Source organism: Streptomyces sp. P5F9 (assembly GCF_057961495.1).
Genome location: NZ_JBXVPZ010000235.1, coordinates 1 through 14,856 on the forward strand (window position 1 = coordinate 1; position 14,856 = coordinate 14,856).

Consider the following 14,856-nt stretch of genomic DNA (forward strand, 5'->3'; position numbering starts at 1 on the left):
GGGCGGTGCCCAGCGGAGGCTGCCGACCGGGGGCGCCGCGTAGGGGATGCCCTCGAAGGTGCGGTAACCGGCGTGGGCGGCGCCCCGCACCAGGCCGTCGTGGATACGAACCGTGGTGACGGCGGGCCGGGTCGGCGGCGCTGCGGACCAGGCCGTCGCGAGGACGGCGGTCAGGGCGCAGGCCAGGGTGGTCAGGACGCGGTGCGTGATCATGGTCTCCCCGTTCGGTCAGCTGCCGCCCATGCCGCCCTTCGCGGCGATCATGGTCATCGGCAGAGTGCGTACGGCTTTCTCCAGGCCCGGCGCGAGGGCGGCCAGCGACCCCGTGCAGGCGTCGATACGGGCCCGGAAGGTCTTGTGGTCCTGCCGTGTGACGACCGAGCGGATGCCGCCCGCCGCGGCCAGTGCCAGCAGCGCGGCGTCGGCGGCGGGGAGCTCCCGGACGGGGCGGTCTCCGTGCAGCGCCGCCGACACCCGGGCTCGGAGTGCGGCGGCCACGACGTGGTCCGTCACGGTCAGGCGCCGGGTGCCGAAGGGGGTGCGGGGCGCCTTCACGGTGAGTACTCCCGCTGCCGCGAGTCGGTCCTCCACCTGGGTCAGGGTCTGCTTGCGGTGACGGCGGACGAGGTGCTTCCAGCCGTGCCCGGCGGCGTCGCGCAGCACGCCGTCCAGGACCGGGTCACCGGTCGGCCGGGTGCCGGACACGGTGACCTTGCCGCCGCCGTCCTCCGCCAGCAGGCCGCGCGACGCGAGGTCGACCAGGGCGGCGGCACGCACCAGCAACTGGGTGCGGGAACGGTCGTAGGGGCCTTCGGCCGCGTCGTCGTAGGCGAGCAGATACATGAGGGAGGCCAGGTCATCGTTCACACCTCGACGCTATGGCCGGGCACCCCGGCCCCGGATCGGCCACGCGGACGGAACGGCTCTGGGAGCGCAGGAGGACCGCGGCCCGGTCTCCTCCTTGAGGAGGAGGCGGCGTTGTCAGGGGCGGTGTGGCTGCACGAGGCCGTGGTCGTAGGCGGCGACGACGGCCTGGACGCGGTCGCGCAGGCCCAGTTTGCGCAGTACCGCGGTGACGTGGTTCTTGACGGTGGCCTCCGACAGGCGCAGCCGCTCGGCGATCTCCGCGTTCGACAGGGCCTGCCCGATCAGGGTGAGCACCTCCCGCTCGCGGCCGGAGAGATCCCGCAGGGAGGGCGGCGGCGCCGCGTCGGGCGTGGTGCGCAGGAACCGGTCGAGGACGCGGCCCAGCACGGCCGGCGCCAGCAGCGCGTCGCCGCGCGCGGTGAGGCGGATGGCGTCGACGAGTTCGGTGGGGCGCATGTCCTTGAGCAGGAAACCGCTCGCCCCCGCCCGCAGCGCGGCGAGCACGTGCGCGTCCAGGTCCCAGGTGGTCAGCACGAGCACCCGGGCCGCGCTGCCCGACTCCGCGATCCGCCGGGTCGCCTCGATGCCGTCCACGACCGGCATGCGTACGTCCATCAGGACCACGTCGGGTGCCAGTTCCCGCGTCAGCCGCACCGCCTCCCGGCCGTCGGACGCCTCACCGACCACCTCCAGGTCGTCCCGGGCGTCGATGATCATGCGGAATCCGGTACGGACCAGGGCCTGGTCGTCGGCCACCACCACCCGCAGCGTCATGACACGCGCTCCACCGGCAGCCGCGCCGCCACCTCGAACCCGCCCCGGGGCAACGGGCCGGCGCGCAGGCTGCCGCCCACGAGCCGTGCGCGCTCCTTCATCCCCACCAGACCGCGTCCCGCTCCCGCCGCGTCCGAACGGCCTTGTGGCGCACGCCCGTTGTCGACCACCGAGATCTTCACGCACTCCCCTTCGACCGTGACGCACACGCCCACCTCGTCGGCGCCGACCGCGTGGCGCAGCGTGTTGGTGAGAGCCTCCTGGACGATCCGGTACGCCGCCAGGTCCACCACGGCCGGCAGCCCGTCGAAGGCGCCCTCGCGGCGCACGCTCACGGTCATCCCGGTCGCCCGCACGGGGTCGGCCAACTCGTCCAGGCGGGCGAGCGAAGGCCCCGGCTCCCGCTGCTCCCCGGCCTCGCCGTCCCGCATGTCCTCGGGGCCGAACGCCCGCAGCAGGAGCCGCAGTTCCCCGAGCGCCGAGCGGGCGCCCGCCTCGATGGCCCGCAGCGCCTGACGGGCCTGGTCGGGGCGTTCCGCGAACACGTCATCCGCGGCACCCGCCTGGATGACCATCACGGACAGCGTGTGCGCCACCACGTCATGCACCTCGCGCGCGATCCGCGCCCGCTCCTCGACCACGGCCCGGCGCGTCTCCGCCGCCGCCCGTGCCCGCTGCGCCCGGCGCCATTGGCCCACGGTCCACGCCAGGACCACGGCCAGCAGACAGACCGCCACCCCCGTGGGGCCACCCCCTGCCCCGAACGCCAGTGGCACCGGCAGGCACATCGCGGCGAGCGCCCGCACCGACTCCCGTCGCGGCCTGGTGGCCGACAGCACGCACAACGTGACCTGCGCCGCGAGCAGCGCGCCCGTCAAGGACACCGCGGGCAGCAGCGTCCACACCGCGATCCCCGTCGCCGCGTTCACGGCGAGTACGGCGACCGGGGCCCGCACCTGCCATCTCAGGGCGCAGACCTGCACAAGAACCAGCGCCAGGGCCACCGGCAGTCGCCAGCCGCGCTCCGCGCCGGCGACGAGCACCGCGGTACCGGGTACGGCGAGCACCAGACCGGCCGGCCCCCACCACAGCGCCCGCACCGCCCGCGGCGACAGCTCGCTCCGCGCCTCTCCGGCGAACACGTCGCCCGGCTGTCTGCTGCTGCGGTCCACTCCCCGACCCTACCCAGTGACGGAGCCGCCCCTCGTGGCGAGCAGGCAGGCCCGGGCGGGGCCGGGGTCAGATCACGCGGAAGAGGTCGGCCGCCGCGTGGACGTCGGTGAAGTCCTCGATGGAGCGCAGGTTGTCGCACAGGGCGTCCAGGACCGAGTCGGCTTCGGCGACGCGCGGGGCACCGATGGCCACGCCGAAGACGCGGAAGCCCAGCCGGTGCTTGGCCTCGTTCCAGCCGCGCATCCATGTCCCGGTGACGCCGCAGTCGTCGTCGGTGAGCATCACGATGTCGCCGCGGGCGCGGGTGGTGTCGTTGAACTCCGCCTCCAGCAGTTCCCCGGCCGCCGACAGAGGCCGCTGGTAGCTGGTGCCGCCGCCGAGGAAGGTCTCCGCGAAGTCGAGGACCTGGGCGATGTCGGCGGGCCGGTCGGCCGGGAAGCGGAAGACCTGGAGCTTGTCGGCGGCCGAGAACAGGATGCCGACGAAGTCGCGCCCCGCGTGGCGGGCCTGGTCGAGGAGCGCCAGGGCACACGCCCTGGCCCACGCCTCCCGGGTGACTCCGCCGGGCCCCGCCTCGTACATGGAGTGCGAGGTGTCGACGCACGCGATGACGGCGCCCTGGCCGGTGCTCTGCTCGCCCTGGCTGTCGTAGAGCATCAGCTCCCCGGCGGCGTAGCGCGCGGCGAACACGGCGCGCAGTGCGGGCAGGCCGAGGTTGGCCAGTTCGGAGGGGATGACGCGGGAGAGGTCGTCGCCCAGGGTGACGCCGACGAGTTCTCCGGTGGCGTTCTCGACCTTGCGGGCGCGCTCGCCGTCGGCCATCTGCCGGAAACGGCCGATCAGTTCGGCCCACTCGGCGAGCCGGCCGGTGCGCAGCCGCTCGGCGAGCCGGGCCCGCCGGCCGAAGGGCATCCGCTCCAGTTCGCCGGGACCGACTCCCCATGCCCGCATCAGCGCGCCCTCCTCCCGCGCGGCCCCGGCGGCCTTCGCCACCGCGTTCCGCGCGGCGGCACGGATACCGGGGGCCACCGCCGTGAGGGCCTGCGCGGCGGCTCGGGCGGCTTGCCGCGCGGTGGCCTCGGCGGCGCCGGCCGCCTCGACCGCCTGTTGTACGGCGTCGTCGGCGCGGGACGGCACGGTGCCGTCCTCGTCGGCCTGGTCGATGGCCCCCTGGAGCGCCTCGCCCACGGCGGTCGCCGCGCCTTCGGCGGCCTGCCGGGCCCTCTTCGCCTGGTCGGCCTGTTCCTGGGCATCCCGGGAGCTCTCCAGTGTCCGGCGCAGCGCGGCGGCCTGGGCGAGCACGGCCATGGCGGCGGCGTAGGGGTCGCCGGCCGTCTCCCGGTGCAGCTCGGCGAACTCCGGTGAGTCCAGGAGTGAGGTGATGACCTGGTGGTTGACCAGTCGGGAGGGGTCCATCTCCGCGGGCTCACGCAGCCGCGGTCCGGCCTTGTAGGCGGCCAGGAACGCGTCGGTCAGGAGGTCGGTGGCATGGTCGTAGCGCTGGTTCAACTCCTCGGCCAGGTCCCGCAGTCCGGCCGACTGCCCATAGGTGTCCTGCCAGGTGAACCGGTCGAACCGGTCCGCGACCACGGCCGTGGTGTGCTGCTCGGATGCGGCGGCGGATCCGCCCAGCCACCTCCCGGCCCGGCGCGCCAGCTCGTCGAGCCTGCCCCGTGTCCCGTCCATGGGTCCTGATCCCCCGGTGTTCAGAGCTGGGCCTGCACCATGCTCGCGTCCATGCCGAGGGCCTCGGTGAGAACGCGGGCGCGGACGGCGCGCTGGCGGCCGGCGACCCGGTCGATGGCGGCGGTGGAGCGGCCGGCGCCCGCCGCCTCCTCGCGGAGCTTCTCCAGCCGCTTCCCCGCCGTGGCGAGCTGGTTGTGTGCCTTCTTGATGACCCACTCGCTCAGCGCCTCGCGGGACTGCCCTGCCATGGCATCGAGTTGGGCCTCCAGTTCGTCGATGGTGTCGGCCAGGTCGAGTGCCTCCCTGGCGTCGGGGTTGACCAGGTGCAGCACCTCGCGCTCGACGGTGGGGCGTTGGGCCGGGGAGTCCCACAGCACGTGGGTCAGCACCGACAGGTCGGTCTCGGCGACCGCCGGGCGGCCGTCGAGGTACGCGGACGCCTGGAGCAGGCCCACCGCCTGCCGCCAGCGGCGGTCGGAGGCGACGAGTTCCCTGCGGCGCAGGGCGGCCCGCAGGGTGCACACCGCATCGACGATCACGTCGGGCACGTCCACGGCCGGGACGGCCTCGGTCACGGCGTACTGCAACTCGGCCAGCTCGACCGTGGTCCGCGTCGGGGCCGCCGGGCGGCTGACGGCGGAGCGGACCAGCGCGGCGAAGTTCGAGGGGTCCTCCAGGTACCCGACCTCGATCCGTACCAGCAGCCGGTCGTAGATCGCGGCCGTGTCGTCCCCGCTGGGCAGTTCGTTGCTCGCCGTGATGGCCCCGATCAGGGGGCAGCGGATCGGCTCGCCGCCGCTCTCGGGGTGGTAGATCCGCTCGTTGAGAAAGCCCAGCGTCTCGTTCAGTGCCGCCGTGGAGCACTTGAAGATCTCGTCGATGAACGCGATGTGCGCGGTCGTGGCACGGCCTTCGTAGACCTGGCGGTACTCGCCCCGGGCCAGCGCCGCGACGTCGACGGGGCCGAACATCCTCGTCGGCGCGGTGAACTTCGACAGGAGGATCTCCCAGTAGGACGCCCCCTCGAACCTGCCCGTGAGCTCCCGGGCCAGCTCGGACTTCGCCGTTCCGGGCGGGCCGAGCAGCAGTGAGTGCTGTCCGGCCAGCAGCGTCACCACCAGCGTCCGCACCACGTCGGCCCGCTCGTAGAAGCGGTCCGACAACTCGTCGCTGATCGCCCGCAGTCTCGTGGCCGTGTCCCGCACGCCCGGCCCGCCCAGCTCGCCCATGGTCAACTCCTAGCCTGTGACGCCCTGTTGGGCTGACGAGACGGCCCTTCCCGCGAGGCTACGACGAGGTGCAAGGTAGCTCAGGGACGGGACGGCTCTCCAGGAACCATGAACAGGAAACAGGGAACAGGGAGTCATGCGGCCGGCGTCTCGCCCGCCTTGTCCGCGACCCCGACGTCCAGCAGCGCCTCGTCCGGGGAGCCCAGGAAGGCGTAGGACTTCTTGTCGAAGACCCAGACCGTGCGGCCGTCGCGCTCCTTGAAGCTCAGGCCGATGCCGGAGCGGCCGGTGTAGTCCTTGGCGTCGGTGACGACCGAGACGCCGGGGATCTTCGCGGCCGCGCGGTAGAGCGCGGCGTCCAGTTCGGGCAGGAGCGTGGCGTCGGGCAGCAGGTCGCCGATCTTCTCCAGCGCCTCGCTCTCCTTGGTCTGCCCCTCCCCCTTCGCGCCGGCGTAGATCTTCTCCAGCAGTGCGTCGGGGTCGGTGGGCAGCCCCTGAAGCTCACGGAACGTCGCGACGTTCGGGTCGGGGCTCAGCCTCATGTCGTGCGTGCCCTTGGAGTACGACGAGAACGGGTCCCGGGGCCGGGACGGCGGACCCACCAGCACCGTGACCCGGCGCAGTCCCGCGCGCCTGCCGTCGACAGCGGTCCAACTCGCCTCGCGCAGGACCCGGATGTCCTTGTCCGAGAACTTCATGGAGCCCTGAGTGCGGACATAGACGTACTGGTCGTCCCTGACGGGAACGGACTTCTTCGCGGCGGCGACCTCGGCGATGTGATGGAGGAGGCCGACCGCGTCCGCATCGGTCGTGGCGGTCCTGGAGCCGTCGGTGCCGGCGAGGACCGCGGCGACGATCGCCGCCGCCGTGGCGAGGGGTACGGCGATGACGGCGAACCGGCGGCGGGGGGCGCGCGCTCGCCGGCGGGGGGCCGTCGCGTTGTCCGGAAGTTCCGGAAGTTCCGGGATTTCTGGGGCAGCCGGCTCGGTGAACTCTCTGAACTCGGTGAGTTCTCTCATCAGATGGTCCTTCAGCAAGTCGTGGCAGTCGCTCGTCAGGACCGGCTCACCCGGGCTCGGCAGCAGCCTGGCCAGTTCCTCGCGCTCTTCTGGGTTCATCGGTGCTTCTCCTGAGTCGACCGGGCCGTTTCGGGACGGCCACCCGGTACCTGTCCGGTGCGCGGGCCGGGTCCCGGTTTTTCCCGCCGAGGTGGAACATCCGGTGTCATGGCGGCACTCGGCTCCCCCGGATACCCGGCCGGCCGCCCGGCGGACGCAGGCCGGGTCAACTCCGCCTCCGACAACGTCCGTAGACGCTGTCTCGCCCGGGCGAGCCGCGACCGTACGGTGCTCGCCGGCACGCCGAGGGCCTCGCCCGCGGCCGCGTAGCTCAGCCCCGACCAGACGCACAGTGCGAACACCTCACGCTCGGCTCTGCGCAGCCGGCCGAGCGCGGTGTGCGCGGCAGCGAGCCGCTCGGCTTTCTCCATGCGCCCGACGACGTCGTCGGCGAAGTCGGGCAGGGTGTCACGGTCCGCCGGGCGGCCGGGGAGCCGGGCGAGCGCGGCGCTGTGCCGGTGGGCGGCGCGGCGCGTGTTGCGCAGGACGTTGGTGGCGATGCCGTACAGCCAGGGGCGCAGTCCGTCGCCGTCGGGCATGCCGGCGTCTCGGGCCTCTTCGTCCGGGGCCGCGGCTTCGGGTCTCAGCTTCTCCCGGAGCCGCCAGGCTTCCAGGAAGGTCAGGGACACCACGTCCTCCGCGGTGCTCCGGTCCCCCGACAGTCGGGCGGCATGACCGTAGACGGCCCGGGCATGCGCGCCGAACAGTTCGGCGAAGGCTTCCGGATCGCCGGCGCGTATCCGGTCACGCAGGGAAAATTCCACAACCAGCCCTGTCCGCCCGGCACTTGTCGTCTCTGTGGCGACGATCACACCAAGCCCACCGTCCAGGACCGGGACCGCCACTGCGCAGCCCCGCCAGTTGCCCGCCTGCGCCGCGTCACCGTAACGCGGTCAGTGGCTCGAACCTCAGATGAAGCTCAGAGCATTCCCATGAGACGGTCAAGTGATCTTTACCGGGCAAGCAGCGCGTGATCAGGTGATCACTGACCACCGACCCAGGCCCAGCCCCTCCGCACGCCGGCGGGGCTGGCATGCGCATTACATCCAGGGGGATTTTCATGCGCCACAGAGCCAACGTCACTCTCGTCGCCCTTGCCATCGCGGCAGGATCTGTCATGTTCGGCGCGCCGAGCGCCTCGGCCGCCGCCTACTGCGACAGCTCCGGCTACACCGCCACCAGTGAGCCCATGGAGCGGTGTACCTCGCTGTCCAACGGCATCCTGACCATCCACCAGGGTTCGAGCGGCGTCATGGGCACCTCGTACTACAAGTCGGGCGGATCCGGCATCTCCGCCAGCCTTGGTTACTCGCGTTCGGGGACCACCCACTACAAGGCGGCCGTCTCCATCAGTTCGGGCCAGACGAAGACCGCGACGTGGTCGCTGGGGGCCGACGCCTACTGCTCGAACATCATCGGCCTGATGAGCAGCGGCAGCACGTACCAGACGCCTACCTCGCACTGCTGACGCAGAACCCCACAGGCCCCGCCCGCCAGGCGGGGCCTGTCCCTGTCCCGCTCACCTCGCCCTGACCAAGCAAGGAACCGCGCCGTGTTCTCCGCGATCTTCCAGCACCACATCGGCTATCTGGCCGTGTGCACATTGATCGGCCTCATGTGCGGCGGCGCGGCGTGGACGCTCGCCCGTAAGCGGGGGAACCCGCACGGCGCATGGTGGTCCGGACTCGCCTTCGCTCTGACCGGCGTCCTCGGTGTCACGTTCATGGGCGCCGGCTCGGCAAGCGGCGCATGTGTCCTCAACCACGAGTTCGCCGAGCCCTTCCACACCACGCAGGGGTTGTGGAACCTCGCCATGATGGTCCCCGTCGGCGCATGCGCCCTCTTGGCCGTCCGTCGCCCGCTGCCTGTCCTGTTCGGCGTCGTCGCGCTGCCTCTGGCCATCGAGTTCACTCAGGCCACCGTCGACGGCCTGGGGCGCGTATGCGACAGCGCGGACGCCGAGATGAACATCGCCGGAGGTCTGGCAGGGCTCGCCATCGTCGCGATCGTCCCCGCGATCCGCCACTCGCTCGTCTGGCGGGCGGGCATGAAGGGGACGCTGATCGCCTTCGCGGCCCTGCTCCTCCTGGGATCAGGAGTCGCGCGCCCGATGCTCGACGTCACGAACGTCGACGGCAGCAGCCTCGCCGACGCGGACTCCACGCAGAAGCGGGCCGTCGAGGCGGCCGTGAAAGAGGCGTTCGGCGACCGTTACAAGCTCGGGAAGTTGTACGAGCAGCCGTGCGGGAACTCCTCATGCACCAACATCATCTTCAACCTGCACAGCCGCGAAGCGGGACACCCCGAAGCCTTCGCCAACGGCAGCCTGTCCTGGCCGGACAAGAAACACCTGAACGTACAGCTGGAGAACAGCGACCGGCCCACCGTCATGGGATACCCGCTGGAAGGCGCGAAAGCCCCGTCAAGCGATGCGGCGGCCGCTCGCCTCACAACGTCGTACGCCCAGCGAAAGTATCCGTGGGCGATGGGCGCGACCAGGACAGAAACATCCCCCGTGGGCGAAAAGGCCGAACTCGGCTGGATCACATCCTGGAGATGGACCCAGAACAACGTTCTCATGCCCAGGATGCTGGACGTCCAGGTGGACAGGGCCGGGCGGGTATCCCAGATCGACGTCACCCTCGGCCCGACCCGGGCAGATCTTCCCGAAGCCAGGCTTGACGCCGGGCAGGCGGAAAAGGAAGCGAACAAGGCGGTGGAGGCAAAACTCCGGGCCAATGGAAACACCGGCGCGGAATTCCACTCCACAGCGGTCACGGTAAAAGCAGTTGAGCAAGACGGTGTCTGGCAGCCGAATTGGCTGGTGAACGTGACGTGGCCCGGCAACGGAAAGAGCGACGATTCACAGGAGTCGGCAGAGGTCGACCTGTACCGCGTGAACGCCGTCACCGGCCGGGTGTACGACAGCGCCGGGCAACTCCTCAAGACCGGCTGACCCCGCCGCCAACAAGTTCCGCCCGAGGCCGAGCGGGAACATCCCGCCCTTGAGAGTGGGCAAGCGGGCGAGGTGCCGGCACGGACAGCGGCCCCCTACGGAAGTCTCAAGAACCCGAGGCAGCCGGCCGGTCAGGATCAGCCGAAGCCGTAGCCGGCCGCGAGCGTGGATGCTGGGCGGAGAGGACCTCGGTCGACGCGGGAGGTCGCCGGACAGGGGCCGGAACGTACTGTGGCGGCCCGGGCGACGTACGACCCGGAGGTCCCGCCGGTCGACGGGGAGGAGATCGTGTCGGTGTGTGTTCCCGCGGCGGTTCCGGTCGCCGCGACAGCCCCCGTCCCGGCCGACGCCACCACGGCGCCCGCCCGTTTCCTGGAGATCCTGTGCCCGTGACCGAGCCCAGCGGCACCCCGCGGCCGACCGGACGCCGCCCCGCGTGGCTGACCCGCAACGTCAAGGTGCTGTGCGGGGTGTCCTTTCTCCAGGACGCGGCCAGCGAACTCCTCTACCCGATCCTGCCGATCTTCCTGACCGTGGTGCTGGGCGCCCCGCCCGCCGTCGTGGGTGCGATCGAGGGACTTGCCGAGGGCGCGGCGTCGATCACCAAGGTGGCCGCGGGGCGTCTCGCGGACCGGTTCGACCGTCGGCCCCTGATCGGCGTCGGCTACGGCCTGGCCGCGGTGGGCAAGCTGCTGATCGCGCTGGCGACCGTCTGGCCGCTGGTGCTCCTCGCCCGGGTCACCGACCGGCTCGGCAAGGGCATGCGCGGGGCGCCTCGCGACGCCCTGCTCGTCGAGGGCGTACCGAAGGGGCAGCGCGGCAGGGTGTTCGGGCTGCACCGGGCCGCCGACACCGCCGGCGCGGTGGTCGGCCCGCTCGTGGGGCTGGTCCTGTACGAGGCGCTCGACCACCGGCTGCGCCCGCTGTTCTGGGTCGCCGTGATCCCCGCCGTCGCGTCGGTCGCGCTGGTCGCCGCCGTCCGCGACCCCCGAGCCGGAGGAAAGGGCAGCTCCTCGACGAGGTCCGCCCGCACACCCTGGCGGTCCCTGCCGCGCCCGTACTGGCGGGTTCTCGGGGTGCTGCTCGCCTTCAACCTGGTCAACTTCCCCGACGCGCTCCTGCTGTTGCGCGCCCACGACCTGGGCCTGTCGACGGCCGGGGTGGTGGGCGCGTACGCGGTCTACAACCTCGTCTACGCCGCCCTGTCCTACCCCGCCGGGGCGCTGTCCGACCGGCTGCCGCGCCCGCTGGTCTTCGCCACCGGCCTGCTCTTCTTCGCGATCGGCTATCTGGGCCTCGGCCTGATCCACAGCCCCTGGGCGGTGTTCGTGGTGCTGCCGCTCTACGGCGGTTTCGCGGCCTGTACCGACGGCGTCGGCAAGGCCTGGATCTCCACGCTCGTCCCCGACCACCAGCAGGGCAGCGCACAGGGCCTCTACCAGGGGGCCACCGGCGCCGCCGTACTGCTCGCGGGCGTGTGGGCCGGGCTCGCCTGGGGGGCCGACGGCCACCTCCCGCTGTTGGTCTCCGGGGCCATCGCGCTGGCCCTCGCAGGTGTGCTGCCGACCGTGGCCCGGTCCAGTTCCAGCCATCGCTAGTGACAGGTTCTGGTCAAGAGTGGCTCAAATGCCGGACTCTTCCGCCTCCCGGTGATCGGGTCGTCCCCGACGGCTGTATCCGTGCCCGCTCGGGAGGACCTGATGTCACAACCAACCCGCAAGAGACGTTGGTTCACAGTCTGTGCCATCACCGCATCCGCCGCACTCGTGGCGATACCCGCCGGCGCCGCACCCGGCGCGAACGGCACCCCCTTCGGGGTCCGCGCACTGACCCAACTGGCCGCCGAACGCGGGCAGTCGGTGGGTGCGGTCAGCCCCAAGGCCAAGGCCGACGACGACGGCGGTGACGACGGCAACGAGGCCGACGAGATAGCCGAGGGCGCCGACCAGTACGCCGAGGCGCGCACCTCGCCCGGCATCGTCGCACCGGGCGCGTACGGAGCCGCCTGGACGAGTCTGACCAACCTGTCGAGCACGGGCGGCAGTTGGCGCAACATCACTGACCTGCCGTACAACTCCGACGATGCGCGCTACCGCGACTACGACTCCAACTCCAGTGGCGGCTCGGGCAATGTGACCGGCCGGATGGCCGCGATGGCCGCCGACGACGACGGGTACGTGTACGCGGGCAGCGCGGGCGGCGGAGTGTGGCGCTCCCGGTCCGGGGGCGGACACTGGCAGCCCATCAGCGACAAGCTGCCGGCCCAGTCCACCGGCGCACTCTCGCTGGACGGCGCCGGACGGCTGTGGCTGGGCACCGGCGAGGCGACGACCAACGCTGACGCCTACCTCGGCAGCGGGGTCTACGTCCTGTCGAACCCCCGTCACGGCACGTTCTCCACCCGCAGCCGGGTCGGCGGCGACGAGCTGGAATCCACGACCATTCACGAACTGCGCTTCGGCGGCGGCAAGGTGTGGGCCGCGACCAGCGAGGGCGTGTGGAGCCACTCCACGAAGACGCTGAAGGGCGCCTGGAAGCTGGAGTTCGCGCCCAACCCGGCCTATCTGCCCGGCGGTTCACTCGCGAGCGACCCCTCGGCCGCGTACAAGAACATCGCCAACGACATCGCGATCGACCCGAAGAACCCCTCCAAGGTGGTCCTCGCGGTCGGCTGGCGCAGCGGTGACGACTACAACGGCTTCTACACCAAGGACTCCAGCGGCACCTGGACCCGGATCAGCACCGGCTTCGGCGATCTGCCGACCGACGCGGACAACGTCGGCAACGTCACCTTCGCCCGCTCCGCCGACGGCTCGCGCTACTACGCCATCGACCAGTCCCCGGAGCAGCTCAACACCAACCCGGACAGCGGTCTTGAGGGCATCTACGTCTCCAAGTCCGGCTCGCCGACCGGCCCTTGGACGAAGATCGCCGACTACAAGGGCCTGGCCGCCGACGGCTCGGCGCTCACCTCCAGCGGCTACATGCCGGGCGTACAGGCCTGGTACAACCAGTTCCTGACCGTCGACCCGGCGAACGCGGAGCACGTCTACGCGGGCCTGGAGGAGGTCTACGAGACGAAGGACGGCGGCACCAACTGGTCGACCGTCGGCCCGTACTGGAACTTCGGCTTCCCCTGCTGGAGCATCGACCCGACCAAGCAGACGGGCGACTGCAACCCGACCACCCACTCCGACCAGCATGGCGTCGCGATCGGCAGCTACCACGGCAAGAGCTTCGTCTACGTCGGCAACGACGGCGGCGTCTACAAGCGCCCGCTCGACGGCTCCCAGGACGCCTCCGGCCACGCCACCGACTGGACCTCCCTCAACGACGGCACCATCGACACCCTCCAGTACTACTCGGTCGGCGTCGGCAAGGACCTCACCTACGGAGGCGTCTCCGTCACCGGCGGCCTCCAGGACAACGGCCAGTCCATCCTGCGCAGCAACGACACCGTGATGGGTTCCAACTTCGGCGGCGACGGCGGCGACACCCTCACCGACCCGGCCAACGGGTGCAACATCGCCGAGGAGTACGTCTACCTCTCCATCCAGGTGACCCAGAACTGCGCGGTCAACGACGGCAGTTGGGTCACCGACCCCAGCAAGATCACGTCGTACAACGTGGCCCCCGCCGACAACGCCACCGGTGAGGCCCGCTTCATCGCCCCGATCACGGCAGACGCCAAAAACAGCTCGACCTGGATAGCCGGCGGCCGCCACATCTGGGTCCAGACCCACGGCTACGCCATCCGCAGCGGCGACGAGTGGACCAGCGTCTACGACCTCGGCGCCGGGCGTACCGCGACCGCCGTCGCGGCCTCGGGCGGCAAGGTGTACGCGGCCTGGTGCGGCCCCTGCAACAACCAGGGCTTCGCCCGCGGCATCTCCGTCGGCAACGCGGACGGCACCGGCTGGCACGACATCACCCTCCCGGCCACCGGCGTGGACGGCACCGTACCCAACCGCTACCTCAGCGGCTTCGCCGTCGACCCGAAGAACGCCGACCACGTGTATCTGGAGGTCAACGGCTTCTCCCGGCACTGGACCGAGGGCCCCGGCGCCGGCGTCGGCCACGTCTTCGAGTCCACCGACGGCGGCACCACCTGGAAGGACATCTCGAAGAACCTCCCCGACGTGCCGACCAACTCCGCGGTCGTCACACCGAACGGCGGCCTCGCCGTCGCCACCGACCTCGGCGTCGTCTACCGCGCCCCGGGCCGTACGACCTGGAAGCGCGTCGGGAACCTCCCGGCCGTCGCCGTGCTCCAGCTGAAGCTGGGCCCCGACGGCAAGACGCTGTACGCGGCCACCCACGGCCGCGGCATCTACACCATCAAGGTGAGCGACTGTAAGTGACGTAGCAACGTCTGATGGGGTGATCCCGGGTTGCCGGGGTCACCCCTGCGTCGTGTACGGCACCACGCTCACGCGCAGGGTGAAGGCGGCCTTCGCCGCGCCCGCCACGTCCGGCGCCTTCGCGGACGCGATGACGTCCGCCGTACCGCCCTTCGTCCCCGCACACCGCAGCGAGGCATGGGCCGTACCGTCCGCGTCCACCCGCCACCCGGACGCGAGGACGAGAACCGGCGCGGAACTCCGCACGGCCGTCCACCGCTTGTCGTCCGTACGAGGCCGCAGGACGAGCGACACCACGGTCCCGGGCCGCACGCAGAGCCGCCGTACGGCCGCGTCCCCAGGGCCGACGGTGACCTCCGTGTGCCCGGCGGCACAGCTCGCCGGCGAAGCGGAGGAACCCGTGGCCGACACCGAAGGGCTTCCCCGGGTCGGGCCGGCGGACGGCACCGCCGACGGCCTCGCCGAGCCGCCGCTCTCCGACGCCCCTCCCACCGGTCCACCGCCTTCCGACGCGTGACACCCCGCCAGGACCACAACCGCGGCGACCACCCATACCCCGGCCCACCACCGCATCCCGTCACCTCCCGGCCCGCGCGTAGGACCACCAGCATGCCCTGATGAACCTACGACATGCGGGCCGTGCCCGGCGTCTAGCCGACAGGCGGCGGGGGCGTTCGCGGGGGCCTCGGTGG

The 14,856-nt window shown here is 71.7% G+C and carries 14 protein-coding genes; 5 read left to right on the plus strand and 9 right to left on the minus strand.

The genetic code is table 11. The features are described from left to right. From AC31A1_RS30720 to AC31A1_RS30755, 8 genes are all read right to left on the minus strand, one after another. Positions 1-213: carboxylesterase family protein (locus AC31A1_RS30720; RefSeq protein ID WP_489656454.1), on the minus strand; the 213-nt coding region annotated here is incomplete at its 3' end. Between the two features lie 15 nt (positions 214-228). Continuing rightward, complete coding sequence (locus AC31A1_RS30725) at positions 229-867, minus strand: GOLPH3/VPS74 family protein (RefSeq protein ID WP_489656455.1); 639 nt, start codon at positions 865-867, stop codon at positions 229-231. Positions 868-981: 114 nt separating this feature from the next. Next, positions 982-1,641, minus strand: a complete 660-nt coding sequence (locus AC31A1_RS30730; protein ID WP_489656456.1) for a response regulator — start codon at positions 1,639-1,641, stop codon at positions 982-984. Beyond that, entirely contained in the window at positions 1,638-2,813 is a 1,176-nt protein-coding gene (locus AC31A1_RS30735) for a sensor histidine kinase (protein WP_489656457.1), read from the minus strand. The genes AC31A1_RS30730 and AC31A1_RS30735 overlap by 4 nt, the downstream gene beginning before the upstream one ends. A gap of 67 nt (positions 2,814-2,880) precedes the next feature. Further along, entirely contained in the window at positions 2,881-4,500 is a 1,620-nt protein-coding gene (locus AC31A1_RS30740) for a VWA domain-containing protein (RefSeq protein ID WP_489656458.1), read from the minus strand. A 20-nt stretch (positions 4,501-4,520) separates the two neighbouring features. Next, the gene (locus AC31A1_RS30745; protein ID WP_489656459.1) at positions 4,521-5,729 is read right to left on the minus strand and encodes an AAA family ATPase; all 1,209 of its coding nucleotides are present in this window, start codon (positions 5,727-5,729) and stop codon (positions 4,521-4,523) included. Between the two features lie 134 nt (positions 5,730-5,863). After that, the gene (locus tag AC31A1_RS30750; RefSeq protein ID WP_489656460.1) at positions 5,864-6,847 is read right to left on the minus strand and encodes a CU044_5270 family protein; all 984 of its coding nucleotides are present in this window, start codon (positions 6,845-6,847) and stop codon (positions 5,864-5,866) included. Next, the gene (locus tag AC31A1_RS30755) at positions 6,844-7,611 is read right to left on the minus strand and encodes an RNA polymerase sigma factor (RefSeq protein WP_489656461.1); all 768 of its coding nucleotides are present in this window, start codon (positions 7,609-7,611) and stop codon (positions 6,844-6,846) included. Before AC31A1_RS30755 ends, AC31A1_RS30750 begins: the two co-directional genes overlap by 4 nt. A 296-nt stretch (positions 7,612-7,907) precedes the next feature. Here AC31A1_RS30755 and AC31A1_RS30760 point away from each other — a divergent pair, with 296 nt between their 5' ends. The 5 genes from AC31A1_RS30760 to AC31A1_RS30780 all read left to right on the plus strand — a co-directional run bounded on the left by AC31A1_RS30760 (position 7,908) and on the right by AC31A1_RS30780 (position 14,164). After that, positions 7,908-8,315 carry a hypothetical protein gene (locus tag AC31A1_RS30760; protein WP_489656462.1) on the plus strand — a complete coding sequence of 136 codons (408 nt, stop codon included), beginning with the start codon at positions 7,908-7,910 and terminating at the stop codon, positions 8,313-8,315. 84 nt (positions 8,316-8,399) lie between these two features. Next, the gene (locus tag AC31A1_RS30765) at positions 8,400-9,803 is read left to right on the plus strand and encodes a VanZ family protein (RefSeq protein WP_489656463.1); all 1,404 of its coding nucleotides are present in this window, start codon (positions 8,400-8,402) and stop codon (positions 9,801-9,803) included. Positions 9,804-10,034: 231 nt separating this feature from the next. After that, entirely contained in the window at positions 10,035-10,196 is a 162-nt protein-coding gene (locus tag AC31A1_RS30770; protein ID WP_489656464.1) for a hypothetical protein, read from the plus strand. Continuing rightward, positions 10,193-11,401, plus strand: coding sequence for an MFS transporter (locus AC31A1_RS30775; protein WP_489656465.1), 1,209 nt, complete (start codon positions 10,193-10,195; stop codon positions 11,399-11,401). The genes AC31A1_RS30770 and AC31A1_RS30775 overlap by 4 nt, the downstream gene beginning before the upstream one ends. Before the next feature lie 102 nt (positions 11,402-11,503). Beyond that, positions 11,504-14,164: a WD40/YVTN/BNR-like repeat-containing protein gene (locus tag AC31A1_RS30780; RefSeq protein WP_489656466.1), complete on the plus strand. Its 2,661-nt coding sequence runs from the start codon at positions 11,504-11,506 to the stop codon at positions 14,162-14,164. 39 nt (positions 14,165-14,203) lie between these two features. Here AC31A1_RS30780 and AC31A1_RS30785 read toward each other — a convergent pair whose 3' ends face one another. Next, a complete protein-coding gene (locus AC31A1_RS30785) occupies positions 14,204-14,575 on the minus strand; it encodes an acetyl-CoA synthetase (protein WP_489656467.1) in 372 nt (123 codons plus the stop codon). Positions 14,576-14,856: the final 281 nt, after the last annotated feature.